The organism is Francisella sciaenopsi, assembly GCF_045862875.1.
Lineage (GTDB): Bacteria > Pseudomonadota > Gammaproteobacteria > Francisellales > Francisellaceae > Francisella > Francisella sciaenopsi.
In genome coordinates this window covers 249988-274456 of record NZ_BTHG01000001.1, presented here as the reverse complement: position 1 = coordinate 274456, position 24469 = coordinate 249988, and the positions used below count along the sequence as shown (strand labels likewise).

The window sequence follows — 24469 nt, the reverse complement described above, 5'->3', positions numbered from 1 at the left end:
GTTACACATCTTTAATTTGGAAAAAGTCTGTTTTTAATACCCATGAATATGACAACTGAAATTATTATAAATGCTAATTGTTGAGCAGGGATACCAACCATTAGTTTTGATACTGATAGATAACTTAAGAAAAAACCTGCCAATGCAGCAACCATAAATTTAACTAGCCTAATTATCGCATTACCAGCAGCATAGCCTTCTTTAAGAATATCAAGAGCTTTTGATGTAGTTATAATATTTACTAGAGCAAAACAACCTGTTGCTAGAGCATTCAATATAATAAAAATATAGATGCTATTTAAAAAATACGAGTTCAATATATTAAGTAATATTACTATTATAGCTAAGTAATAACCAACAAGAATAAGGCCTTTTTGATTGTGCGCTGTCTGTTTTTTCTTAATAAAATTACCCGCAAATATTATGCCAAACATATTTAATGCAAATAATATACAGTACTGAGTATACCCAAGATGATAATATTCAATAATCAGATTTGATGATGTGCTAATAAAACTAAACAATGCACCAAAACATAAAGCTCCTGTCAGAGCTCCGACAATAAATGGTAAGTTAGCCATGTGAATAATATATACCATAAAACTTCTAGCTAAGCTTTTAGGGCGCTTATGTATAGGATGAGTTTCTGGCATAATTATTGTAATAACCAACAAAATAATTCCGTAGATAGTTAGGAAATGGAAAATATCTTGCCACCTGCCAGTTGTGTAAATAATGATACTACCTATTATAGGAGCAACTATAGGAGCAATCATGAATATCATTACCATTGTTGCTACAGTTTTTACTAACTTTTGACCTCTATAGCAGTCTTTTAGTATAGCCATGGCTGCAACCGATGCTGGAGAGTCGCCTAGACCTTGTAAGAATCTCATAAATATTAAAGTATCAAAACTATGTGTAAATGAACATAAGATAGTACTCACAATATAAATAAGCATACCAATAATAAGTATTTTCTTACGACCAAAACTATCTGATAATGCACCCCAAAAAAACATACCTACACCAAAACCTATGAAGTATGTAGATATAGTAATAGTGAGCTTATTTACATCAACATTAAAGAAACTACCAATATTACCAAAAGCAGGAATATAAGCATCTATAGCGAAGGGTGGAAGAGCCACAAAGATTACGACAAAGAAAACAAGATATTTGCTACCTTTTCTAATTTCATACATAAGAATTATTATGATTAACTTTGATGCTATATTTTAACAGATAAAGCCAATAATATTTAGTAGTTAAATATCATCTATTAAGAATAGAAGTAATATAAAGATCAAATATGATTAATTATGCTTCAACGTCATCATCTTGACTATTAGCTTGATCCACTGTTACTGAACCACTAGAAACTGCTACTGGAGCTTCAGTTACGTTTGATTGAGCTTGAGTATCATTTGCTGTAGCTGTAGGAGTTGTAACTGCTGTAGTGTTGTTTGTAGTAGCTACAGTTTTTGGAGCCGTTTTAGCTTTATCTATCGCAGATTGAATATTATCAGCATCTGTGTAACCACCTATCACAGTTGTATTATCAGCATTAGCATTGACAGCTGGAGCAATTACCAAGAATGGAGTACCTTGAATACCTAGACTTTCAAAACCTAGTTTTAACGTATCTTTTAGATGATTTGCAATTTTATCATCTTTGATAGCTTTTTTAACTTTAGTTAAATCAGCACCAGATTGAACAGCAACTTTGTCGATAGTTGAATCTTTTAGTTTACCTTCGTCCTCACCTGTAGCGAAGATACCATTATGATACTTAACATAAGCATCTGCACCATATAGTTTATATATTGCAGTACCTACTTCAGCAGCATACTCAGAAGCAGGAGCTCTCTCACCAAATATAGGGAATTCCGCAAAAATTACTTGTACATTGCTGTTATTTTGCATTACTTTTTCAATTTGTGGAGCAAGTTTTGAGCAGTACATACATTGATAATCAAAGAACTCATATACAACTACTTCTGGATCTTTTATATCAGATTTAGGTGTAAGATCAGAGCCATAAATACTATCTTTAACTTTTAGGAAGCTAGAAACTCTTTCTTCACTCATTTTTTGTTGTACTTTATTACGTAGAGTATCCATATTTTTCGCTATTTCTTCAGGAGATATAACTGGTTTCTTTGCATTTAAAGCGTCAGAAAAACCTTCAACTATTTTATCATTGTTTAGGTTGTAAGATTTTACGTTTTTATCCGCTTCGATAGTTGCACCCATGCCATAACCAATAGTATAGCTAGCATTCTTTGTCACAGTATCATCAGTACTTGATACGGCTGGAGCCACAGTAGCTACAGAAGATCCAGAATTAGTAACAGCCTCAGTAGTTGCTTTATCTTTACTTGATGAACTATCTGAACATGCAACCAAACTTGTTGCAATTGCAGCAACGGCCAAAGCCTTCAATAATTTCTTTTTAGTCATTATAATTAGCTCCTTTAATTATTCCTTCTGAGCAGCTACTGCTTGTTGTTGAAATTGTAACATTGCATTTTGCATTTGATCTGGAGTAAGTTTAGACTTGCTACCAGATATTCCATCTGTTAGACCACTAACGACTTCTTGGTTATCTGTCGTTATGTTGTTTTGATCCATTTGAGTTTTTAAAGCTTGCCCCATAGTGTAGCCAACTGAGTAGCTAAGATCATCTTGATTATCTGTCGCTGCGAAAGCACCAGTCATAAGTGAGCCAGCAACTAATGGTGCTAAAAATATAGTTTTAGTTAGTTTCATTATTTAATTTCTCCTTTAGTTTGGAAATGTCTATCCTAAGTTATTCTAACAAACCGGCATTAAATCACAATCATTTATCTATTTTACTTAGATTAATTTGTTTGTTTAACGCCCATATTATATGTTCTAATACAATTTCTTTATCAAGAAATTCGTTTTTCTTATTTTCTAATGCTAGTATGTTTTCTTGTTTATATGGTGAATTTCCGATACCGATGGCTATATTTCTTATCCAAGCATCATAACCAATTCTCCTAATTGCAGAACCTTGAGTATATTTATCAAAATTATTTCTAGACCATGAAAATAGTTCAAGAAGAGGTTTGCTGATTAGGAAATCTCGTTGTTGGAAGTCTTTTTCAGTAGTTACTGGAGCATTATTGTTAAATGGACAAACTAACTGACAGTCATCACAACCATATATTCTTGTACCGATTTTATCTCGGAGCTCTAGAGGTATAGATCCTCTGTTTTCTATTGTTAGATACGAGATACATTTTCGTGAATCAATCATCTTTCCTTGTTGTATTGCTCCTGTAGGACAGAGTTTTATACAAGCTTGACATTTACCACAAGAATCAATGTGTTTTTCTAAACTAGGAAGTTTTGATAGGTCAAGATTACTATAGATAACCCCAATAAAGAAAAATGACCCTTGAGTTTTATTCATTAGCATTGAGCTTTTACCTTGCCAACCTAAACCCGCCTTTTCAGCAAGAGGCCTCTCTAATACAGGAGCACTATCAGTAAACACTCTAAATTGATGATCACTTGTTAGTTGGTTTATATATTCCCCCAGTTTTTGTAGCTTCTTTTTCATAACTTTGTGATAATCTCTACCATGAGCATATATAGATATATCTGCGATATCTGTTGAAGATTTTAATCTTTTAACTTCATTTTTGATAGTTATAGGTCTGTTAAGGTAGTTTAATGTAGCAACAATTACGCTATTAGTGCCAGGTACTAATTCATTTGGGATAAATCTTTTTGAGCCATGTTTTACCATGTACTCAAGATCAGCATGATAGTTATTTTCTATCCATTTATTATAGTAAGGAATATATTCAGATAAATTGCAGTCAGCTTTGGATATGGATGATAAACCAAGGTTGTCAGTAGCAAATTTTTGTATTTGTTGCCACTGCATTGCAGAAAGCTTTAGCTTCATTATTAGTCTTCTTTGCGCTTGATATCCCAAAGTTTTTCTAGTGCATAAAGTTCCCTGGTTTCTTCAAGCATTATATGTACAACAATGTCACCGATATCAACTAAAACCCAGTCAGATTTATTATCGCCTTCAATACCTAGTATTGTAATTTTGTTATCTTTAAGTTCTTGTTCTAGATTTCTTGCAAGTGATTTAGCATGAGTAGTAGATGATGCTGTTGTAATCACTATTTTATCCATCATATCAGTAAGATGCTCAACGCTAATAGATTGAATGTCTTGACCTTTTAAGTTATCTAAAGCTTCTAGAACGATTTGTAGTCTTTGATCAGTCGTCATGAATTATTTTAATTATTGTTTCATAAATTTGGACTAAGATTATAACATAAGTTAGCTTAAATAATGCTATCATTATATAAGCAAATAGTTTCAGAGATGCAAAGATGAAGAAAAAAAATTTATTTCTATTTATACTTCTAGTTATTTTGACGGTGATAGTTTTGGTTTTATTTTATAGGTTTGCTCAATGGTATGAGCAGACGTTAGGATCTATATTTTCCTATATTGTAATGATTGCAATATTGTTATTTGTATTTGCGCCTTTTAAATTTATCAAGGATGAAAAAGCTAAAGTAAATATATTTACGTACTTTAAATATTTAGGAGTAACTATTCTAGAAATAGTTAAAATATTAGCTAATATAGTTAAACAAGCAGTCTTAACATTAGTGTATCTTGTTAAACAATTATTCACTAAAGATTCACCAGAAAAATAAATAACAAAATTCTTAGATGCAGTATACAGCTGAACAACAAAAAATTATAAATCATGATTTGGATAAACATGCTTTAGTTTCTGCGGTCGCCGGGAGTGGAAAAACTCAAACTTTAATAGCAAGAATTGAATATCTAGTCAATAACAAAGTTCCTCCAAATAAGATATTGGTTTTAATGTATAACAAATCAGCCCAACTTGATTTTGCAGAAAGACTTAGAAAAGTTATTAAAGTTGATATTGCAAGGTTAGTTAATGTAAGAACAATGCATTCATTAGGAAATAGTTTCTTACAAGCTTTTGCAAAAGCAGGATTTGTTAAAGCAGATAAGATTCTTAAAGAGTATGAAATAGATGCAATTATTTCAAAGCTACTTAAGCTATATCAAAGAGAATTTAAAATAACTAAAGATATTGATAACGAAAGAGTTGAAACATTTAAAGAGTATATTTCATTATTGAAATCAGACTTATCTCTTACTAACAGAAAACTCAGTGAACTTAATGCTAAAGAGAAGAAGCTTTTAGATAAAGTATTTTTAGAGTTTAGCAAAGAATGTGAACATCAAAAAGCTATAACTTATGATGATATGATTTATCTTCCTGCAAAGCTTTTTGAAAAAGATAAAAATAGCATAGCTCAAGCAAGTAGCTTATATTCTTATATAATCATAGATGAATATCAGGATATTAATCAGGCACAGCAGTTTTTTTTGAAGTGCTTAGTTGGACAAAACACTTATGTTATGGCTGTAGGAGATGTTGATCAGACAATATATCAATGGCGTGGCTCCACCCCATATTATATGTTAGAAGGTTTCAAAAAAGATTTTAAAAATGTAAGACAATACAGCCTTTCTTATACTTTTAGATATGGAGACTTAGTATCTTTGATGGCCAATAATATTATTACTAATAATAAAAAACGCCATGATAATCTATGTATTACATACCCTAAACTAAATAAAACAACGGATATTAGTATTCTTGATAGTAGTGATAAAGTAGTTCTTAAACTTAAGGCATTGATCAATAGTGGTGTAAAAGCCAGTGATATAGCTATTCTTGTACGTAAATATAACTCAACAACTGTATTTGAATTGAGCTGTTTGTATCACGATCTAGCTTATAATGTGGTAGCCGATAAGAATATTTTTAGTGAAAATCTGTTTAAAGCTATATATGGATATTTGATGCTATTTAATAAGGGTAGGGGTTTTGCTAAACATAGTATTGAACAACGAGTTGAGTTTATAAAAGCAATGCTTGATTATCCATCACTATATCTCAAAAAAGATGTTAAACAAAACTTGGCAAACAAAATAGCTGAAGATATTTCAGCTAGTATGAATATTATTTCAGAACTGACCCAAACAGTTGATAAATTATTTAAAGAAAAAAATATTTTAGCAGTGTCTGGTAGTTGGAGAACTATTTTTAATAATACTCGAATTAAAAAATCAGAGAAAGCCATAAATTTTATATTAAAAACTCTAGATCTTGAAAAACAAATTTTTAAAGTCTCTGGGGAGACACACTCTAGCAAATCTAAATTACAAATTATAGATGGAATGAGTAGTTTTGCTAAAGGTAAAAAAAGTTCATTATCAGAATTTATTGAGCTTATGTATGAGCTATATATAAAATCAAATCAACAGGGTGAAAATGATCCAAATCAGATCCAGATCATGTCAATGCATAGAGCAAAAGGTTTAGAATGGGACTATGTCGTTGTTCATGATGCTACAGAGGGAGGCTTTTTTGGTGAAAAAAATTCTAAGGTTTGTAATGAAACAGTAGAAGAAGAGCGAAGATTATTTTACGTTGCTATTACGCGAGTCAAGAAACATTTATTCATCGTATCTTCAGATGATATTAATCGTTTATCATCATGGTATGAGATCAAAAAAAACATCTACCCAAAAGATTTGAAATGTAAAAATAGCTTGAGATTCTTGTATGAAGGCAATTTAATAGATTGCCAAAATCATTTAGAGATAATTAACAATATCAACAATGAGGGTAATAAATTTTCTAATAAGATTTTCAAACGTTATTATGAAAGTTTATCGAAGTAGAATTAACTAGTTTTATTGTTCTGTAATGATTCGTTTGGAGTATCTACTTCCGGTGCTAAGTCATCTTTAGACTCAAAAGGTTGATCTGAGAAGTACATAGCTGGATGAGTTATTATTTTATTGTTATCAATTTTGTTATACCATTGGCCATTTTTATCGATACTTGCTGAGAAACCATCTAGAATTTGGATATACTTCTTCCAGCATTGTGCTTTGAACATAGGCTTTTTGCCCGTTGTTACATTAGTCTTAAGCCATGTTTTACCATCATCAGAAGATTCTAAATACGTGATCAGACAGTAGTCATGAGGTTTTGGCATTTTCGCTTCTTTTGCGGCTGCTTCAGCTGCTTTTTCTTCAAGTTCAGACTGATAATGGAAATAATATACAATACCAGATACTGCTATGACTACACTAATAATTACTGAAAAGATAAATATCTTTTTTTTCATTTTAAAACTTACACAAAATCAACAACTTATTTACGATTATATACTTATTTATATTCAAATACGATTGGTAGAGTTTATTTTGTTTACTAAAATGGTTTATAATACTAGCTGTTTTGAATTTAATTTAAATATCTGTAGCGCTATCTACTGGAAGGTAAACTATGATTTCTACTAAAGAGTTACGTAATAAATTTATAAGCTATTTTGAGTCTAAAAGCCATTTGCATCAACCAAGTTCATCTTTAATACCATTTGGTGATGATACTTTATTATTTACAAATGCAGGTATGGTGCAATTTAAGGATGTTTTTTTAGGTTTAGAGAAAAGAGATTTTTCTAGAGCTGTTACAGTTCAAAAGTGTCTTAGAGCTGGTGGTAAGCATAATGATTTGGACAATGTAGGTTATACAGCTAGACATCATACTTTTTTTGAAATGCTAGGTAATTTTAGTTTTGGTGATTATTTCAAAAAAGATGCTATCAGCTTTGCTTGGGAATTTTTGACTAAAGAGATTGGGTTACCTGTCGAGAAATTATGGGTAACTATATATGCAACAGATGATGAAGCATTTGATGTATGGCACAATCATATTGGTTTACCAAAAGAAAGAATTATTCGTATAAATTCAAATGATAATTTTTGGTCAATGGGTGATACTGGTCCTTGTGGTCCATGTACTGAGATTTTTTATGATCATGGTGCAGATGTTCCAGGAGGATTACCTGGTACTCCAGAGGAAGATGGAGATAGATATATCGAGATCTGGAATATAGTCTTTATGCAATTTAATCGCCATGCTGATGGCACAACAACAGATTTACCTAGGCCATCTGTTGATACGGGTATGGGCTTAGAAAGAATAGCAGCTGTATTACAGGATGTTCATAGTAATTACGATATAGATTTATTTCAAGCTCTGATTAGAAAAGCTCAAGAAGTGACTAATGCTGATGATATAAATTCACCATCTTTAAAAGTAGTAGCAGATCATATACGTTCATGTGCTTTTTTAATTGCAGATGGAGTTTTACCATCGAATGAAGGTAGAGGATATGTGCTAAGAAGGATTATTCGTAGGGCAATTCGTCATGGTAATAAGCTTGGTGCTAAGGATATATTCTTTTACAAATTAGTGGCAGAGCTTATTAATCAAATGGGTGAAGCATATCCACAATTAATAGATAAGAGAGAGCTTATTGAAAAAACTCTTATCAAAGAAGAAGAATTGTTCCTAAAGACTATTGAAAATGGTATCAAAATTTTTGATGCAGAAATTGCGAGTCTAAAAGGTGATACTATTTCTGGAGAGATAGCATTTAGACTTTATGATACTTATGGCTTTCCCTTAGATTTAACTGCTGATATGGCTAGAGAAAAAGGTCTAAAAATTGATGAAGAAGCATTTAAAGAGCAAATGCAACAGCAAAAACAAAGATCAAAAGAAGCTGGGAAGTTCAATATTGACTATAACAGTATCATCAATTCACAAGCAAAGTCAGAATTTAGAGGTTACTCGACATTAATTGAAGATGCTAAAGTACTTGAAATATTTCAAGATGGGCAGTATGTAAATGTAATCAAAGCTGATTCATCAGCAGTTATTGTCCTGGATAAAACTCCTTTTTATGCTGAATCTGGTGGTCAGGTTGGTGATAGAGGAGTTTTGGAAGGCATTGGTATTGAATTTATAGTTGAAGATGTACAAAAATTTGGTGAAGCAATTTTACATATTGGTAGATTATCTAAGGGTATATTACATACTAATGATGAAATAACCGCGAGGGTTAATGATTCAAGAAGGCTTGCTACTGCTGCTAATCATAGTGCAACACATTTATTACATAAAGCTTTAAAAATCGTTTTAGGTAATCATGCTGAGCAAAAAGGCTCACTTGTTGATGATAATAAATTAAGATTTGATTTTACACATGAGAAGGCTATCTCTCGTGATCAGATAGAACAAATTGAGATGCTAGTTAATCAACAGATTAGAGCTAATTATCCTGTAGCGACTATAGAAGCATCTCAAGAAAAAGCTAAATCTCTAGGGGCAGAAGCTTTATTTGGTGAAAAGTATGGAGATATTGTTAGAGTAATTTCAATGGGAGATTTTTCTATTGAGCTCTGTGGGGGAACTCATGTTGCATATACTGGAGATATAGGCTTATTTAAGATATTATCAGAGGGAGGTATTGCATCTGGAATTAGAAGAATAGAAGCAGTTACAGCTGATAAAGCTATAAAACATACTTTTACTGTCGAAAATAAGCTGACAGCAATAAAAGATATTACTAAATCTAATGACTCTAACTTGCTAGATAAATTACAATCAATGTTAGAACAACTCAAAAACCAAGAAAAAGAAATCACTAAGCTTAAAAAAGATCTGTTATCAGGAGCAAATAGTGATATTAAAGAGTTCATGATTGGAGATATCAAAGTGATAATAGCTAATTTAGAAGATGTTGATATCAAAACATTGCGAGAAAAGATTGATGATTATAAGTCAAAAAATGATAAGATAGTCTCAGTGTTAAGTACTATAAATGCTGATAAAGTGCAATTTGTAATTGGAGTTAGTAAATCTATCACACCATTAATCAAAGCTGGTGATATTGCTAAAGAATTTAGTGGCTATATAGATGGTAAAGGTGGTGGTCGCCCAGATATGGCTCAAGGTGGGGGTAATAACTTTACCAACATTGATAAAGCTCTAAGTGACTTAGAACAATATATTTTGAATATTATAAAATAGTAGAGTTTAGTCTTGAAACAGTTGTATAGGCATTTATTAACATCTTTTGGAATTTTTGGCTTTTGTATCAGTGCTGTAGCTACTACTGTTGCTGATTATACGGATACAATAAAGCAGTCTATACAGAATTCACCACAATATAAGTTTATTGGTTTTCAGTTAAACTCTAGACAGATGAATCCAGCCATTCAACTAGGTAGATTATTGCCTAGCATAGATATTGGAGGATCTATAAAAGCTACAAATATACTTGACCAAAGAACTATGGCTGATGGTGATATCGCTGGTGGTCGTTTTGACTCAATTCAAGGTATAGTATCATTGACGCAACCTTTGTATGACTATGGGGCTTACAAAGATCTTCAGTCAGCTCAAGAAACAGCTCAATTTGCTCAACAAGACTATAGAACAAATTATCAACAATTCTTATATGATACTAGCTATGCCTATTTTAACTTAGCTAAGGCTATAAAAAATGTTGAGTACACATCATACAATTTAAAAGCTAACAAACAAAGTTTAAATGAACTAGAAAGTAAATTTAAAGCAGGTACAGCTGATATCGCTGATTATGAAACTGTAAAAGCTAACTATTATATAGCAGAAGCTAGCTATGCAGCTGCACAGAGAGAAGAAAGGGTCGCTCGTGCTGAATTACGTAAATTTACCAATAATGATGATGATGTTGTTTTATATAGCAATGACTTTAAAATTAAGGAGCCATCACCTAATACAGAAGAGGGTTGGGAAGAACTTACAATGCGTAGTAGTCCATCATATTTAGGCTCTATGCACACAAAAGAAAGTAATTACTACAATTATCAGTCGGCTACTAGCTCATTTATGCCTAAAGTTAATTTTGAAGTTAAATACTCTCCTGGCTTTAATGATGTTAGTTCATTAGGTAATCCAGTATTTGATAATTTCTTACCCTCAAAAGGTACTATTAATGCTTTTTATTTCGGTATTAATCTTACTTGGAATATCTTTGCTGGTGGTACCAACTATGCTGAATTAAAAAAAGCTGCGTATGATTATCAGTCCTCAGAATTTGATATGATCCAAACAGGAAGGGTTGCTCAAAACGATGCTATGTATGCTTTTAGATTTGTTGAGCTTAAAAAGAAAGAGATAGAATCATTACGTAAGTCCGTTGCAGCAGCAAAAATTGCTTATGAAAAGTATAAAGAAAGGTACGATCAAGGAACAACGACTATTACTCAGTATTTTATACTTTTAAATAACTATTATCAGTTTTTAATTCAGTTAAATAATACTGAGTTTGATTATATTATGGGGTTTTTGAGCTTATATAAAACAGCTGGTATTTTTACATCAAGTACAGTACAAGATTTTAATAACTGGTTAATACTAAACCAAGATGTGGAGCTATAAAGTTATGCATATTTCAACGCAACTACAGTGTTTTTCTTTACAGAAAGAATTTGATTCTAAACCTATCTATCTAATACATAAGACTAATTTTGATAACTGGCTTAGCCAACAAGATTCTTTTAGTCAAAACTATATTAAACAGTTTGCTGATAAGAAAGTAATAGCTATACCTAGTGAATCAGGAGATATTCAAAAGGTTATCTGTATTGTCTGTGAAAATATGTATAGTTTAGCATCTTTATCTAGTCAGTTGGGCAAGGGTAATTATCATATTGAGTATTCTGAAATTTCTGATTTATCATTGCATTATATTGGTTTTGGATTATCAAGTTACAAGTTTGAAAGATATAAGTCTAATCAGCAAGGTGTAGATGTAAAATTATTTTTACCAACACAATATAAATACATCTTAACTACAGTTGAGGCGAATTTTATTGTTAGAGATATGATTACAACGCCTGCTGAAGATATGGGGCCTGAAGATATCTCTAATATTATCAAATCTATTGCTAAAGAATTTGATGCTAGCTTTGAGGAAATAGTTGGAGAAGAGCTCAAAAATCAAAGGTATATGGGTATTTATACTGTGGGCAAAGCAAGTCATAGACCTCCAAGATTAGTTAAATTAAATTGGGGTAATGAAAATCATCCTAAAGTTTCTATAGTGGGTAAGGGTGTTGCTTTTGATACAGGTGGGCTTGATATAAAAGCATCACAATTTATGTTGCTAATGCACAAAGATATGGGTGGTGCTGCAAATGCTATAGGTCTTGCTTATATGATTATGAAACATAATCTTCCAGTACGATTAACTCTATCAATACCTACAGTTGAGAATGCTGTGGATGCGAAGTCATATCGTCCTAGTGATATCATTAAAATGAAAAATGGAACTACGGTTCAAGTTACAAATACTGATGCTGAAGGAAGATTGATTTTAGCTGAACCGTTATATGAAGAGGCTACTAAAAAACCAGAATATTTAATAGACTTTTCAACTCTAACAGGAGCTGCAAGAGTGGCTGTTGGTGATAAAATTTCAGCATTTTTCTGTAATGATGATGATGTTGCAAGAGATATTTATAATTATGGGGAAATCGAGCAAGATCAGACTTGGAGACTTCCATTAGCTGATTGTTATAGAAAAAATCTTGAAACAGAATTTGCAGATATATCACACTGTGAACTGTCAACTTTTGCCGGAGCTGTAAAGGCAGCACTATTCATCGAGCATTTTGTAGGTATTGAGAATGCTCCTACTTGGATTCATTTTGACATAATGGCTTGGAATGTTGCTAACTCTCCAGGTAAACCAAAAGGTGGAGAAATGATGGGTGTTAGAGCAATGTTTAAAATGTTAGAAGAGAAATACAGCAAATAAATTTTAAATAATTAATATTTACTTTATTTACTAATACTCTTGAAGTTGTATACTTTATTAATGAAGTGTAAAAGTCTTATTAGAAAACTATGGAAAAATCGTTATTAGAACAGCTTAAAAAAGTAACTATGGTAGTCGCTGATACTGGTGATTTTGAGTTAATTAAAAAATATAAACCTGTTGATGCTACTACGAATCCTAGTTTGATACTTAAAACTGTTAAAGATCCAAAATACTCTAAATTAGTTATAGATACTATAGATAAGTTTAAGCAGAATAATCCTGAGCTTAAGAGAGATGAGCTTATTAGAGAGATTGCTATCGAGATACTGGTATTTTTTGGAATAAAAATATTGGATGTGATTGACGGAAAAGTATCTAGTGAAGTAGATGCAAGAGTATCTTTTAATTCTGCAGAAACAATTGATTATGCTAGAAAAATTATCAAAAAGTATGAATCTCACGGAATCTCAAAAGATCGAGTTTTGATAAAAATAGCAGCTACTTGGGAAGGTATAAAGGCTGCTAAACTTTTGCAAAAAGAAGGTGTTAATTGTAATTTGACACTTATTTTTGATAAAGTTCAAGCACAAGCTTGTGCAGAGGCTGGAGTTTATTTGGTATCACCATTTGTAGGAAGAATTACAGATTGGCAAATGCAACAAAACAAACTTGATACTTTCCCTGATGTGAACGACGATGATGGTGTTAACTCTGTAAAATCGATATATAAGCTATACAAAGATTGCGGGTTTAAAACAATTGTTATGGGAGCAAGCTTTCGAAGTGCTAATCAAGTAGTTGCTCTTGCGGGTTGTGATGCTTTAACTATATCACCAGCATTACTTGAAGAGCTTGAAAATAGTTTTGAAAAGTTAGAAGTTAATTTAAAAAGTACTAATGATGTAAGTACACAAGTACCACAAATTACTGAGTCTAATTTCCGTTGGCAGATGAATGAAAATCCTATGGCGACTAATAAGTTAGCAGAAGGAATTAGACAGTTTGCAAAAGACACCGTTGAATTAGAAAATATAATAACTAAATATCTATAATTAAGAGGTTAATATGAAAAAAACTTTATTAGTATCAGCATTGAGTTCTATTTTTATGACTCCGTTTATTTCTTTTGCTAATGATGATCAAGAGTACTTAAATCCTAGAAGTGAGACGCAACTACACTCTCAACGTCAAATGATTAATCAAAAAAATAGTCAAGCTTCACAAATGCCTAAAAAACATCAGTTAGGTATTACAGAGGAAGATATGAGAATTCCCGGTGAATCAAGCAGTAAATCTCGTAATATGGGTACTAAAAAGGGTTGGGGAAGTACTAACGCACAGGAAAAAAAATCAAAGAGTGATGAAGATTCTGATGATGATAATCCTAATTTATCTGATCTAGCTACTCCAGCACCTAAAAATATTCATAGTAATTTAGCAATTAGTGATGATGATAGGGCATTAAATAGACAGATGATGCTGTCTGGTCCTAAAGGTGGTTTTCAAAATAGTCAGCCAAGAGGTATCGGCGGCTCGAGTGCTAATTTCTAATTAGAAACATAATTGCTAACATTATCTAAATATAATAAAATCTACTAGTTCAATTATTTAATTAGTTTAGGTTCCTAATGAATTTTCAATATAATGATTTTAAAATTTTAGAAGTAAGTGGAATAGATACCATAAGATTTCTTCAAGGCCTGGTAACATCTGATTTAACTAAGCTATCTGATGATAATAATTTATTGATGACTGCTTTTGCTAATTTAAAAGGACGAATTATTTCTTTATGTTTTGTGAAATATGTTTCTAGCCAGAAACTATTACTCTCGGTTGAAAAAAATATTATAGATAATCTACTTTCTTGGTTAAAAAAATATGGTATGTTTTCTAAAGTTAGCTTTGCTGTTGATGAAGGTTATTCATTGTTTTTTACCGAGAATGGGTTTTTAAATCATGATATTTTAGTTAAAGATGCTTTAAAGTCTGAAATAGCATACGAACAAATACAAAAGATCAATATCGTAAATAAGCTTGCAATTATAGATCAGACTAATGTAGAGAAATTTCTTCCAGCAGAGTTAGATCTTGATAATGTAGATAAAGTTGTCAGTTACACCAAGGGTTGCTATATGGGTCAAGAGGTGATAGCAAGGATGCACTATAAAGCTAAATTAAAAAAAGAATTAGCAGTTGTTAAATCAGTTACAAATATTCAAGATTTTGATTTAAAAACTAGTGATGGCAAACCTCTAGCAAATGTTGTAAATAGGGTTTACGTTGAGGATGTTTGCTATATGCTGGTAGTGTTTCATAAAGAAGCAACAGAAGTTGAGTATCAGCTTGAAAATGAAGTAATCATAACTAAATGCTAAATAATCTTAATCAACAGCAACAACAAGCTGTTAAATATACTAGCACACCTTTATTAGTATTAGCAGGGGCAGGCAGTGGCAAAACTAGTGTAATTATTGAAAAGATTTCTTACCTAATAGAGCAACTTTTGTATCCAGCTAAAAGTATCCTAGCTGTAACATTTACAAATAAAGCAGCCAAAGAAATGCAAGAGCGTGTTAAATCACGACTTGATAAAGAAAAATCAAAAGGTTTGATGATTTCGACATTTCACTCTCTTGGCTTATCAATTTTAAAAAGACATTTTTCTGATTTAGGATATAAGAAAAATTTTACACTTTTTGATAGCCATGATTCACTTGCACTAATATATGATATTGCATATGAGGAATATCAGTTGCCCAAACAAAATGCTGGATTTATTCAATCAAAAATATCATTTTGGAAGTCAGCTCTACTCACACCTGATGAAATACAACCTAACAATAACCTTGAAGAGCAAGCAGCTTTTATATACAAAGAATATCAAAAATATCTAAAATCTTATAACTCTTTTGACTTTGATGATCTGATATTTCAACCAATACAGCTATTTAAAAATTGCTCAAGCATTCAAAAATTATGGTCAGATAAATTTAGATATATTCTCATAGATGAATACCAAGATACTAATGAATCACAATATCAACTTCTGAAGTATTTGACACAGGACAAAAATAAGTTCACTGTTGTAGGAGACGATGATCAGTCTATATACGCATGGAGAGGCTCTCGACCAGAAAATTTACGCCATTTGCAAGAAGATTTCAAAGACCTAAAAGTTATTAAGCTAGAACAAAACTACCGTTCTACAGGTAGAATACTTAATGTTGCAAATAAACTTATTGAAAATAATAGTCATATTTTTGACAAAAAACTTTGGTCAAATAAAGATTATGGTGAGCAAATTAAGGTTATTAGTCTTACAAACGATGAAGATGAGGCACAATTTATAACTAGTGATATTTTCTTTGATAGGGTAAAAACAAAGTCTAAAAACTCTGATTATGCAATATTGATTAGAAGTAATTACCAAGCATACTTGCTTGAAAGATATATGCAAATGCATAAGATTCCTTATACAATTAGCGGGGGAAGTTCTTTTTTTTCCAAATCAGAAATCAAAGATATCATTTCGTATTTAAGGCTAATAGTTAATCCTGATGATGATAGGGCTTTTTTGCGTGTTGTAAATACTCCTAAACGTGAAGTTGGCAGTGCAACTATTCATAAATTAGGAGAATACGCAAGTCAACATCACTGTAGTTTTTTTCATACTTTATATAATTTAGAAAAATTTGAAATACGCGATTTTACCAAAAAAAACTTATCATCTTTTAAAGACTTGATACTTAATACACAGCAGGAGATAAATTCAAGTATATCCGCTCAAGAGCTAAAAAATATAATTAATAATTTTATTGATAATATTTCATACAGACAGTGGCTTATAGACTCTAGCTCTTCAGAGAAACAAGCAGAGTTTAGATATGCGAATGTTATTGAGGTTACTAAATGGATTGTCAATCAGCTTGAGGGCGAGTCATATAATGCTCTTGAGTCACTAGCTTCAGTTCTTAATAAAATGTTACTTATAGATATTTTAGATAGAGATAACGAAGATAAAAATGATAATCAGGTTCAAATTATAACTATGCATGCTTCCAAAGGCTTGGAATTCAAAAAAGTCTATATAATGGGTATGGAAGAAGGAATTCTGCCACATCAACAAAGTATTGAAGAGGACTCTATAGAGGATGAACGTAGGCTTGCATATGTGGCGATTACTAGAGCTAGAGAAAACTTGACTATAACAATGACAAAACATCGTAAAAAATTTGGCGAAAAACAGATCTCTATTCCAAGCAGATTTATTGATGAATTGCCAGAATCGGATCTATATTGGGTGGGTACAGAAAAAGAGTGTGCAGAAACTCGTCAGCAAAACTCTAAACAGAATATATCCGCACTTAAAGATATGTTTGGATAATTTAGAATTTTTTAATAATTATATAGGTTTTAATTATATAACTGTATTTAGTAAACAGTTATTAAATACTAAGATCTATGATAATATTGGAATTGTTTTAAATTAAAGGTATATATTTTGATTTCGATAGGAAAATATTCTAAGTTAAAAATTCTTGAAAAAGCACGAGATAGATTTTTTTTAGATGCTTTAGAGCTTGGTACAGTAAGTATTGCTAGTTCGGAGCTTAGCGATACAGTAAGTGTTGATGATAGTATAGAGGTTTTTTTATATCATAACTCTAAGTCTGAGCTTATAGCAACTACAAAAAAAGTTCCAATAGTTGGTCAAATTGCTTATTTGCAAGTCAAAAGTATTACAAAAATTGGTGCCTTTTTAGACTGGGGATTAGAAAAAGATCTTTTTGTACCATTAGCAGAACAGCATCGACCTTTTGAAGTTGGTAAGTCATATATTGTTTATTTGTATCTTGATAAAGTTAGTGGCCGTATTACAGCATCATCAAAAGTTAATAAATTTATTACAGATTATGCTGGCGATGAATTAAAACCTAATCAAGAAGTAGATCTTGTAATTGCTAACTCAACAAATATAGGATATAAGGCAATAATTAATAGTAGTTATTGGGGAATTATCTATTCTACTGAAGTTTTCAGAAGACTTAGCTTTGGTCAATCTATCAAAGGATATATAAAAAATATTCGAGATGATGGGCGTATAGATTTATCATTACAGTTAGTACATAAAGATCTGGATAAAAATGCAGAGTTAGTAGAAAAATACCTAATAGAGCATAATGGTTCTGCTCCTTTTAACGATAAATCTAACCCTAATGATATAGTGCGTGAGTTTGGAATTAGCAAAGCTGCTTTCAAAAGAGCTATTGGAACTTTATTGAAGAAGAAAAAGATAGTTATCAGAGAAGGTGGTATATACTTAAATGGATGATATTCGTTAAGTATTATATTGTCATTGGATATTTATAGTAGTATAATGATGTCTTGCTCTTTGCTATGCAAATAGTTTTTGTGTAGCTTATCAGTAAAAAACTAATAATGATAAACCGGAAGGAGTTTACAAAATGAAACATTATGAAATCGTGTTAATGATTCATCCAGATCAATCTGAGCAGCTAGACGCAATGCTTGGTAAATATCGTGGAATCATTGAAGAAAAAGGCGGAAAAATCCATAGATTTGAAGATTGGGGACGTCGTCAATTAGCTTATCCTATCGAGAAACTTCATAAAGCACATTATGTGTTATTCAATGTTGAATGTGACGTTGAGTCTCTAGAGAAGCTTCAAGAAAACTTAAAGTACAACGATGCAGTTTTACGTCGTTTAGTAATTTCTAAGAAAGAAGCTGTCACAGAGCCATCAATCATGATGGAAACTAATGAAAAAGAAGTAATTTAATAGAGGGATTTTAAGATGAGTCGTCGTAAAGTTTGCCGTTTCACTGTTGATGGTGTAAAAGAAATTGATTATAAAGATGTAAATAAGTTAAAAGCTTATATTACTGAAACAGGTAAAATCGTACCTAGTCGTGTAACTGGTACATCAGCTAAGTATCAAAGACAGCTTTCTACAGCTATCAAAAGAGCTAGATTCTTAGCATTATTACCTTACTGTGATCGTCACTTTAACTAATACCGGAGGTTGATTACAATGCAAGTTATTTTAAAAGAGAAAGTTGAAAACCTTGGTGTATTAGGTGATATCGTTAATGTTAAGCCAGGGTATGCTAGAAATTTCCTTATTCCATTTGGAAAGGCTGTACAAGCTACTAAAGCTAACATTGAAACTTTTGAAGCACAAAAAGCTGAACTTGAAAAAGCTGAAAAAGCAAGATTTGATGCAGCAGTTGCTACTGCTGAAGTTATCAAAGATAAAGTTTACACAGTTGCAGCTCAAGCTGGTGAAGGTGGTAAACTGTTTGGTTCTATTGGTACTGCTGAAGTTGCTGAAGCTGTATCGCAAGCTTCTGGAAAAGAAATTGAGAAGAGCCAAGTTCGTATGCCAGAAGGTGTGATTAGATCTATTGGTGAGTTTGAGCTTACTATTCATGTTTATACTGATGTAGATGCTGATATCAAAGTAAATGTTGTAGCTTCTGAAGCATAGTTTTATAATATATAAACTAACACAATATCTGTATTTAATATAAAAACCATGTGTTAGGCATGGTTTTTTTGTATATAAGGGTCTTGATGTCAATGGATTATCAATTTAAGGTTGCTGAAACTACATATTCAGTTGATGCTGAGAAAGCAATATTAGGAAATATTCTTCTAAATAATGATAATATTGAACTAGTTGAAGATTTTCTTTTGATTGATGATTTTTTTGATAAAAGGCATAAAATTATCTACAAACAAATTATTGTTTTGAATCAATCAAACACTCCATTTGATGTTCTCATTTTAAGTGAATATTTAGCTACCGAAGGTCTATTAGCTGATGCTGGTGGTGAGTCATACATTGTTGATTTAGCAACAAATATTCCAACTATTTCAAATATTAAGACTTATGCGAATATAGTTAAAGATAAAGCTAAACTTAGAAGTCTACAGGCTAGTGTTAATGATATAGTTCAAAAAATATACTCTGCAGACTCTAAAAATCCTGATGAAGTGATTGATTATGCAGAAAGTAGAATTCTTGATGTAGCTAAAGAAAGAGAAACTTTGGTAAAGGGGCCTGAGTCGATTAAGTCTGTCATACCTAAACTAGTTGATCGAATGAGTGCTATTGTAGATTCTGGAAGTGGTTTGACGGGCATATCTACAGGATTTATTGATCTTGATAAAATGACATCTGGCTTACAAAGAGCTAATATGGGTATTATTGCTGCTCGACCATCAATGGGTAAGACAGTACTGGGCATCAATATAGCCCAAAATGTTGCAAAAATTGCAGATAAGCCTGTATTAGTTTTTAGTTTAGAGATGCCATCTGAGGATATAGTAACAAGAATGTTAGCTTCTCAAGCACGAGTAGAGATGAGTTTGCTGAAAGAGTGCAATCGTCTAAATGATGCTCATTGGGTTAAGATTACCAGTGCTATGAAGTCTTTAAGTGAGATGCCTTTATACATTGATGATACATCAAGTCTTACTCCTGCAGAAATGCGTTCAAGAGCAAGGAGATTGTATAATGAGCATGGAGGTCTTTCTATGATATTAATAGATTACCTTCAATTGATGAAAATACCAGGGTATGAGACTAATAGAACACTTGAAGTATCAGAGATATCAAGGTCACTCAAAGCTTTAGCTAAAGAGCTTGATATTCCAGTTATAGCACTTTCTCAGCTTAATAGGGCTGTTGATGACCGTAAAGATAAACGCCCAATGATGTCAGATCTTCGAGAGTCAGGGGCGATAGAACAAGATGCTGACTTGATTATGTTTATTTATCGTGATGAAGTTTATAATAAAGATAAAGAAGATAATAAAAATTTAGGTGAAATAATAATTGGCAAACAGCGTAATGGCCCTATAGGAACTGTACATGTTCGCTTTGATGGTCAGTTTGTGAGTTTTGCTAATCTGACACATGAGAATGATAATATTCTACCTGGTGATATAGGGTACAACGAATAATTTTATATATAAAAGAGAAGTTAAATGCAACAAGATAAAATAAACTTACTTGGATTAAATCAAAAAGCAATAGAAGACTTTTTTATTTCGATAGATGAGAAGAAATTTCATGCAAGACAGGTTTTTAAGTGGATTCATAAAAAAGGTGTTATTAATTTTGATAGCATGACTGATCTTGGTAAGAATTTGCGCAATAAATTAAAAGAACAAGCAGAAATAACAATTCCTAAAGTTGTATTTAGTAAAGCATCAAAAGATGGTACTCATAAGTGGCTTATTGATGTTGGTGGAAGTGCTGTTGAGACTGTTTTTATACCTGAAGAAGGAAGAGGCACACTTTGTGTATCATCTCAAGTTGGCTGTACTTTAAATTGTAGTTTTTGTTCTACTGGTAAACAAGGGTTTAATAGAAATCTTTCATCAGCTGAGGTTATTTCACAGCTTTGGATAGCTGCTAGAACTTTATCAAAAAATAATGGTGAGCATGACTTTAGTGTGACAAATATAGTCATGATGGGTATGGGGGAACCATTGATGAATTTTGAGAATGTGGTTCCTGCAATGGATATTATGATGGATGATTTAGCTTATGGACTTTCACGCCGCAAAGTTACTCTTAGTACATCTGGTGTTGTTCCAAAAATATATGATTTGCTAGAACAATCAGGAGTTTCTTTGGCTGTATCATTACATGCGCCTACAGACTCCTTACGTAATGAAATTGTGCCTATTAATAAAAAATATAATATTGATGAGCTTCTAGAGGCATGTAAGCTCTATGCTGAAAAAGGTCCGCATAAACATATAACATTTGAATATACTTTGATGGAAGAGGTTAATGACAATTTATCAGATGCTGAACAATTAGTTGAGTTATTAAGATCTCGCGAAGTACCAGCTAAAATTAATCTGATACCATTTAATCCATATCCAGGTACACCATATAAAAAACCTAGCAATAATCGTATTCATAGATTTAAAGAATTTTTACAACATAATGGTTTCGTTACTACAGTAAGAAAAACTAGAGGTGATGATATTGATGCTGCTTGTGGGCAGTTAGCTGGCGATGTTATGGATAAGACAAAAAGAAAAGAAAGATATTTAAAGAAACTTGGTGATAAAAATGCAGTCTGATTTTAAAAAGATTTTAGCTACAACTATATTATCAGGAATGCTAGCTTCATGTATGACCTCTAATAACGTGAATAATAAAAATCCTAGCTCACAAAATCAGAATGAAGTAAAAAATCAGAATGTAGAACAAGCGGAATATTCAGTTACAGGTGGTTCTTTCCCTCAGGCTAACTATGAAGAAGCAACTAAAATTAATTCTGAATTAGCTATAATTTATTCAATAGAAGGTTATCTTGAAAGGGCGAAAACTAAACTTATAAAAGCACAAGAGTTAGCAAATAATCATAATCAAAACTTAGCCATCGTAGATTATGCCGGAGGATATTATTATCAAAGCATCGGAGCAAACTCTATTGCTGAGAAGTATTATCAAAAGGCTCTTGATAAGCATCCAAAAAACTATGAAGCAATGAACTTTTATGCACAATTCTTGTGTATGGAGAAGGAAGAATATAGTCGTGCTCAAGAACTTTTTGAGAAAGCTCTATTTATGCCAAATAATAATGATATGGCTCAAACGTTATTTTTATACTCTCAATGCGTGTATAAACAGGGCAAAAAAGATGATGCTTTAGCATATATGCAACGAGCTGATAAATTTAGAATAGATTATAAAGCCGCTAAATTAAGATTAGCTCAGATGTATTTTGAACGAGGTGAATATAAAGAATGTTATAAAGTTATTTATAGCATGAAAAATGATCCTCAGTTTTTTAATAATAAACTTGTTTTAGACATGAGGTTAAAGTTAGCAGAGTATGCTAACAATAAAAATGAAGCTGCTGCTGTAAGATTGGTTTTATCTTCTAATAACTATAATGATGAAGATATAGATAAATTCTTCTCAGCAGCAGATCAAAAGGATATCGATAAAAATGCGTAGAATTAATCAAAATAGTGAAAACACTCCAGAAAGACTACAGAAGCTATTAGCAAAATATGGCATCGGCTCACGTAGAAAAATTGAAGAGTTTATAGAACAAGGTAGAGTGTTAGTGAATGGTAAAGTCGCAACTCTTGGCGACAAAGCGACAGACAGAGATAAAATTAGCTTTGATGGTAAAGCTTTACATTCTTATGGCCAGCCTATGACTAGACCAAGAGTTATTATTTATCATAAAAGAGAGGGGGAGGTTTGTACTAGTAAAGATGAGAAAGGTAGAAATACTGTTTTTGATTCATTACCTAAGCTAGCAAAATCACGTTGGATAATGATTGGACGATTGGATATAAATACTACAGGGTTATTACTTTTCACAACAGATGGAGATTTAGCTAATAGATTAATGCATCCATCTTATGAAATTGAAAGAGAGTATGCTGTACGTGTTTATGGTCAAGAGTTATCAGATGAAACCTTAAATAAACTGAAAGAGGGCATACAGTTAGAAGATGGTATGGCAAAATTTAATAATATAAAATTCTCTGGTGGTGAAGGAGCTAATATTTGGTATTATGTAACCTTATCTGAAGGGCGTAATAGAGAAGTAAGAAGAATGTTTGAAGCCGTTGGTGTTACAGTTAGTAGACTAACTAGGATTAGATTTGGTGATATCATTTTACCTAAATTTGTTTCTCGAGGAAAAACATTAGAGCTTAATCCTACAGAGGTCAATAGACTAAGAAAATCTGTTAAATTAAAAGAATATAGTTTCCCTAAAAAATTAGTTGAAAGATTAGAGAAAAAATAATGGATTTTGTACGTCAGCTAGAAGATGTTTTTGATATTGATATCTGGGAGTTGAAGCCAGAGTATAGGTTTACACAGCAGACTGAAACGCAAACAATAACTGAGAAATTAGTAGACGCAGAACCTTCAGGAAAAAATTTAGAGATTGTTTACACAAATGAAGTAGATAGTCCTAAGATTATAAATATTCTGTTAACTGATAAATTAGATATTAGCTTTTTAAAACAAATTGTTACTAATTTATTTTTTAAATCTAATGTATGTATATATAAAACGAACAATATTAATTCTTTCCATAGTTTAGAAGGAATTAATCTTGCTGAAAATGATTTTATAAGTAACGATTATAAATTATTAGATATTCAAAATAAAAAAACAATATTATCAAACTTATACAAGTATGCAGATTTTAGAGCTTGATATTACATTTCTAACAAAAACCATTCAGCTAGTAAGAGCTACTGATAAAGATTTTAGCTGGTCAGATAAACAAATCGAAGATTCATTAACTAATGATACCGTTTTAGGTTTAATGATTGATAGTGAGCTTGTTGCTATTGCTATTTTTAACTATATATTTGAAACAGCTGAACTTCTATATATATGTGTTGATACTGCTATGCAAAGTAGAGGAGTTGCATGTAAGCTTTTAAAATATTCTATTGATCATCTTGCCAAGAAAGAAGTTAAAGAATTATTTTTAGAAGTTGATATAAATAATACCAAAGCTATATCACTATATAATAAACTCAATTTTATCAAAGTATCACAGCGTAAAAATTATTATAAAAAAACTGATGGTAGTCTAAATGATGCCTTAATCTGCCGATTAGATATATCAAACTAGCCTTGACTATGCTATATTAATGC

At 31.6% G+C, this 24469-nt stretch carries 25 protein-coding genes; 19 read left to right on the top strand and 6 right to left on the bottom strand.

Annotated elements, in window-relative coordinates; translation table 11 throughout:
• Positions 1 to 11: 11 nt before the first annotated feature.
• From ACKTR7_RS01355 to rsfS, 5 genes are all read right to left on the bottom strand, one after another.
• Entirely contained in the window at positions 12 to 1205 is a 1194-nt protein-coding gene (locus ACKTR7_RS01355) for a multidrug effflux MFS transporter (protein WP_407876676.1), read from the bottom strand.
• A gap of 115 nt (positions 1206 to 1320) precedes the next feature.
• Complete coding sequence (locus ACKTR7_RS01350; protein WP_407876675.1) at positions 1321 to 2463, bottom strand: DsbA family protein; 1143 nt, start codon at positions 2461 to 2463, stop codon at positions 1321 to 1323.
• An 18-nt stretch (positions 2464 to 2481) separates the two neighbouring features.
• Complete coding sequence (locus ACKTR7_RS01345; protein WP_407876674.1) at positions 2482 to 2772, bottom strand: FKBP-type peptidyl-prolyl cis-trans isomerase N-terminal domain-containing protein; 291 nt, start codon at positions 2770 to 2772, stop codon at positions 2482 to 2484.
• A 70-nt stretch (positions 2773 to 2842) separates the two neighbouring features.
• A complete protein-coding gene (queG, locus tag ACKTR7_RS01340) occupies positions 2843 to 3943 on the bottom strand; it encodes a tRNA epoxyqueuosine(34) reductase QueG (protein WP_407876673.1) in 1101 nt (366 codons plus the stop codon).
• 2 nt (positions 3944 to 3945) lie between these two features.
• Positions 3946 to 4281 (bottom strand): ribosome silencing factor, encoded by a 336-nt coding sequence (rsfS, locus tag ACKTR7_RS01335; RefSeq protein ID WP_407876672.1) that lies wholly within the window; start codon positions 4279 to 4281, stop codon positions 3946 to 3948.
• Positions 4282 to 4385: 104 nt separating this feature from the next.
• Between rsfS and ACKTR7_RS01330 the strand changes: the two genes are divergently transcribed.
• Together ACKTR7_RS01330 and ACKTR7_RS01325 are read left to right on the top strand one after the other, a co-directional pair.
• On the top strand, positions 4386 to 4718 hold the full coding sequence (locus tag ACKTR7_RS01330; protein ID WP_407876671.1) for a hypothetical protein: 333 nt from the start codon (positions 4386 to 4388) through the stop codon (positions 4716 to 4718).
• 16 nt (positions 4719 to 4734) lie between these two features.
• Positions 4735 to 6795 (top strand): ATP-dependent helicase, encoded by a 2061-nt coding sequence (locus tag ACKTR7_RS01325; protein WP_407876670.1) that lies wholly within the window; start codon positions 4735 to 4737, stop codon positions 6793 to 6795.
• Between the two features lie 2 nt (positions 6796 to 6797).
• Here the strand turns inward: ACKTR7_RS01325 and ACKTR7_RS01320 are convergent, their stop codons facing one another.
• Complete coding sequence (locus ACKTR7_RS01320) at positions 6798 to 7247, bottom strand: hypothetical protein (protein WP_407876669.1); 450 nt, start codon at positions 7245 to 7247, stop codon at positions 6798 to 6800.
• 161 nt (positions 7248 to 7408) lie between these two features.
• Between ACKTR7_RS01320 and alaS the strand changes: the two genes are divergently transcribed.
• From alaS to ACKTR7_RS01235, 17 genes are all read left to right on the top strand, one after another.
• The gene (alaS, locus tag ACKTR7_RS01315) at positions 7409 to 10003 is read left to right on the top strand and encodes an alanine--tRNA ligase (protein WP_407876668.1); all 2595 of its coding nucleotides are present in this window, start codon (positions 7409 to 7411) and stop codon (positions 10001 to 10003) included.
• Between the two features lie 12 nt (positions 10004 to 10015).
• Positions 10016 to 11398 (top strand): TolC family protein, encoded by a 1383-nt coding sequence (locus ACKTR7_RS01310; protein ID WP_407876667.1) that lies wholly within the window; start codon positions 10016 to 10018, stop codon positions 11396 to 11398.
• Between the two features lie 4 nt (positions 11399 to 11402).
• Positions 11403 to 12779 carry a M17 family metallopeptidase gene (locus tag ACKTR7_RS01305; protein ID WP_407876666.1) on the top strand — a complete coding sequence of 459 codons (1377 nt, stop codon included), beginning with the start codon at positions 11403 to 11405 and terminating at the stop codon, positions 12777 to 12779.
• Between the two features lie 89 nt (positions 12780 to 12868).
• Positions 12869 to 13834, top strand: a complete 966-nt coding sequence (tal, locus tag ACKTR7_RS01300; protein ID WP_407876665.1) for a transaldolase — start codon at positions 12869 to 12871, stop codon at positions 13832 to 13834.
• Between the two features lie 13 nt (positions 13835 to 13847).
• Positions 13848 to 14333 carry a hypothetical protein gene (locus tag ACKTR7_RS01295; RefSeq protein ID WP_222829742.1) on the top strand — a complete coding sequence of 162 codons (486 nt, stop codon included), beginning with the start codon at positions 13848 to 13850 and terminating at the stop codon, positions 14331 to 14333.
• Between the two features lie 77 nt (positions 14334 to 14410).
• On the top strand, positions 14411 to 15157 hold the full coding sequence (gene ygfZ, locus ACKTR7_RS01290) for a CAF17-like 4Fe-4S cluster assembly/insertion protein YgfZ (RefSeq protein ID WP_407876664.1): 747 nt from the start codon (positions 14411 to 14413) through the stop codon (positions 15155 to 15157).
• A complete protein-coding gene (locus tag ACKTR7_RS01285; RefSeq protein ID WP_407876663.1) occupies positions 15151 to 17166 on the top strand; it encodes a UvrD-helicase domain-containing protein in 2016 nt (671 codons plus the stop codon). The genes ygfZ and ACKTR7_RS01285 overlap by 7 nt, the downstream gene beginning before the upstream one ends.
• A gap of 117 nt (positions 17167 to 17283) precedes the next feature.
• The gene (locus tag ACKTR7_RS01280; protein ID WP_407876662.1) at positions 17284 to 18114 is read left to right on the top strand and encodes a CvfB family protein; all 831 of its coding nucleotides are present in this window, start codon (positions 17284 to 17286) and stop codon (positions 18112 to 18114) included.
• 133 nt (positions 18115 to 18247) lie between these two features.
• Positions 18248 to 18583 carry a 30S ribosomal protein S6 gene (rpsF, locus tag ACKTR7_RS01275; protein WP_013923199.1) on the top strand — a complete coding sequence of 112 codons (336 nt, stop codon included), beginning with the start codon at positions 18248 to 18250 and terminating at the stop codon, positions 18581 to 18583.
• Positions 18584 to 18598: 15 nt separating this feature from the next.
• Positions 18599 to 18817 (top strand): 30S ribosomal protein S18, encoded by a 219-nt coding sequence (gene rpsR / locus ACKTR7_RS01270; RefSeq protein ID WP_014714980.1) that lies wholly within the window; start codon positions 18599 to 18601, stop codon positions 18815 to 18817.
• 18 nt (positions 18818 to 18835) lie between these two features.
• A complete protein-coding gene (rplI, locus tag ACKTR7_RS01265) occupies positions 18836 to 19291 on the top strand; it encodes a 50S ribosomal protein L9 (protein WP_407876661.1) in 456 nt (151 codons plus the stop codon).
• Positions 19292 to 19377: 86 nt separating this feature from the next.
• Entirely contained in the window at positions 19378 to 20772 is a 1395-nt protein-coding gene (gene dnaB / locus ACKTR7_RS01260) for a replicative DNA helicase (RefSeq protein WP_407876660.1), read from the top strand.
• A gap of 24 nt (positions 20773 to 20796) precedes the next feature.
• The gene (gene rlmN, locus ACKTR7_RS01255) at positions 20797 to 21909 is read left to right on the top strand and encodes a 23S rRNA (adenine(2503)-C(2))-methyltransferase RlmN (protein WP_407876659.1); all 1113 of its coding nucleotides are present in this window, start codon (positions 20797 to 20799) and stop codon (positions 21907 to 21909) included.
• On the top strand, positions 21899 to 22792 hold the full coding sequence (locus tag ACKTR7_RS01250; RefSeq protein WP_407876658.1) for a tetratricopeptide repeat protein: 894 nt from the start codon (positions 21899 to 21901) through the stop codon (positions 22790 to 22792). Before rlmN ends, ACKTR7_RS01250 begins: the two co-directional genes overlap by 11 nt.
• A complete protein-coding gene (gene rluB, locus ACKTR7_RS01245) occupies positions 22785 to 23600 on the top strand; it encodes a 23S rRNA pseudouridine(2605) synthase RluB (RefSeq protein WP_407876657.1) in 816 nt (271 codons plus the stop codon). The genes ACKTR7_RS01250 and rluB overlap by 8 nt, the downstream gene beginning before the upstream one ends.
• Positions 23600 to 24019 (top strand): chloroquine resistance protein, encoded by a 420-nt coding sequence (locus tag ACKTR7_RS01240; protein ID WP_407876656.1) that lies wholly within the window; start codon positions 23600 to 23602, stop codon positions 24017 to 24019. The genes rluB and ACKTR7_RS01240 overlap by 1 nt, the downstream gene beginning before the upstream one ends.
• Positions 24000 to 24446, top strand: coding sequence for a GNAT family N-acetyltransferase (locus ACKTR7_RS01235; protein ID WP_407876655.1), 447 nt, complete (start codon positions 24000 to 24002; stop codon positions 24444 to 24446). Before ACKTR7_RS01240 ends, ACKTR7_RS01235 begins: the two co-directional genes overlap by 20 nt.
• Positions 24447 to 24469: the final 23 nt, after the last annotated feature.

What these genes read in the sequence shown, in the direction of transcription:
- ACKTR7_RS01355 (WP_407876676.1), bottom strand. Translation starts at nt 1,205, where the DNA reads ATGTATGAAATTAGAAAAGGTAGCAAATATCTTGTTTTCTTTGTCGTA.
- ACKTR7_RS01350 (WP_407876675.1), bottom strand. Translation starts at nt 2,463, where the DNA reads ATGACTAAAAAGAAATTATTGAAGGCTTTGGCCGTTGCTGCAATTGCA.
- ACKTR7_RS01345 (WP_407876674.1), bottom strand. Translation starts at nt 2,772, where the DNA reads ATGAAACTAACTAAAACTATATTTTTAGCACCATTAGTTGCTGGCTCA.
- queG (WP_407876673.1), bottom strand. Translation starts at nt 3,943, where the DNA reads ATGAAGCTAAAGCTTTCTGCAATGCAGTGGCAACAAATACAAAAATTT.
- rsfS (WP_407876672.1), bottom strand. Translation starts at nt 4,281, where the DNA reads ATGACGACTGATCAAAGACTACAAATCGTTCTAGAAGCTTTAGATAAC.
- ACKTR7_RS01330 (WP_407876671.1), top strand. Translation starts at nt 4,386, where the DNA reads ATGAAGAAAAAAAATTTATTTCTATTTATACTTCTAGTTATTTTGACG.
- ACKTR7_RS01325 (WP_407876670.1), top strand. Translation starts at nt 4,735, where the DNA reads ATGCAGTATACAGCTGAACAACAAAAAATTATAAATCATGATTTGGAT.
- ACKTR7_RS01320 (WP_407876669.1), bottom strand. Translation starts at nt 7,247, where the DNA reads ATGAAAAAAAAGATATTTATCTTTTCAGTAATTATTAGTGTAGTCATA.
- alaS (WP_407876668.1), top strand. Translation starts at nt 7,409, where the DNA reads ATGATTTCTACTAAAGAGTTACGTAATAAATTTATAAGCTATTTTGAG.
- ACKTR7_RS01305 (WP_407876666.1), top strand. Translation starts at nt 11,403, where the DNA reads ATGCATATTTCAACGCAACTACAGTGTTTTTCTTTACAGAAAGAATTT.
- tal (WP_407876665.1), top strand. Translation starts at nt 12,869, where the DNA reads ATGGAAAAATCGTTATTAGAACAGCTTAAAAAAGTAACTATGGTAGTC.
- ACKTR7_RS01295 (WP_222829742.1), top strand. Translation starts at nt 13,848, where the DNA reads ATGAAAAAAACTTTATTAGTATCAGCATTGAGTTCTATTTTTATGACT.
- ygfZ (WP_407876664.1), top strand. Translation starts at nt 14,411, where the DNA reads ATGAATTTTCAATATAATGATTTTAAAATTTTAGAAGTAAGTGGAATA.
- ACKTR7_RS01285 (WP_407876663.1), top strand. Translation starts at nt 15,151, where the DNA reads ATGCTAAATAATCTTAATCAACAGCAACAACAAGCTGTTAAATATACT.
- rpsF (WP_013923199.1), top strand. Translation starts at nt 18,248, where the DNA reads ATGAAACATTATGAAATCGTGTTAATGATTCATCCAGATCAATCTGAG.
- rpsR (WP_014714980.1), top strand. Translation starts at nt 18,599, where the DNA reads ATGAGTCGTCGTAAAGTTTGCCGTTTCACTGTTGATGGTGTAAAAGAA.
- rplI (WP_407876661.1), top strand. Translation starts at nt 18,836, where the DNA reads ATGCAAGTTATTTTAAAAGAGAAAGTTGAAAACCTTGGTGTATTAGGT.
- dnaB (WP_407876660.1), top strand. Translation starts at nt 19,378, where the DNA reads ATGTCAATGGATTATCAATTTAAGGTTGCTGAAACTACATATTCAGTT.
- rlmN (WP_407876659.1), top strand. Translation starts at nt 20,797, where the DNA reads ATGCAACAAGATAAAATAAACTTACTTGGATTAAATCAAAAAGCAATA.
- ACKTR7_RS01250 (WP_407876658.1), top strand. Translation starts at nt 21,899, where the DNA reads ATGCAGTCTGATTTTAAAAAGATTTTAGCTACAACTATATTATCAGGA.
- rluB (WP_407876657.1), top strand. Translation starts at nt 22,785, where the DNA reads ATGCGTAGAATTAATCAAAATAGTGAAAACACTCCAGAAAGACTACAG.
- ACKTR7_RS01240 (WP_407876656.1), top strand. Translation starts at nt 23,600, where the DNA reads ATGGATTTTGTACGTCAGCTAGAAGATGTTTTTGATATTGATATCTGG.
- ACKTR7_RS01235 (WP_407876655.1), top strand. Translation starts at nt 24,000, where the DNA reads ATGCAGATTTTAGAGCTTGATATTACATTTCTAACAAAAACCATTCAG.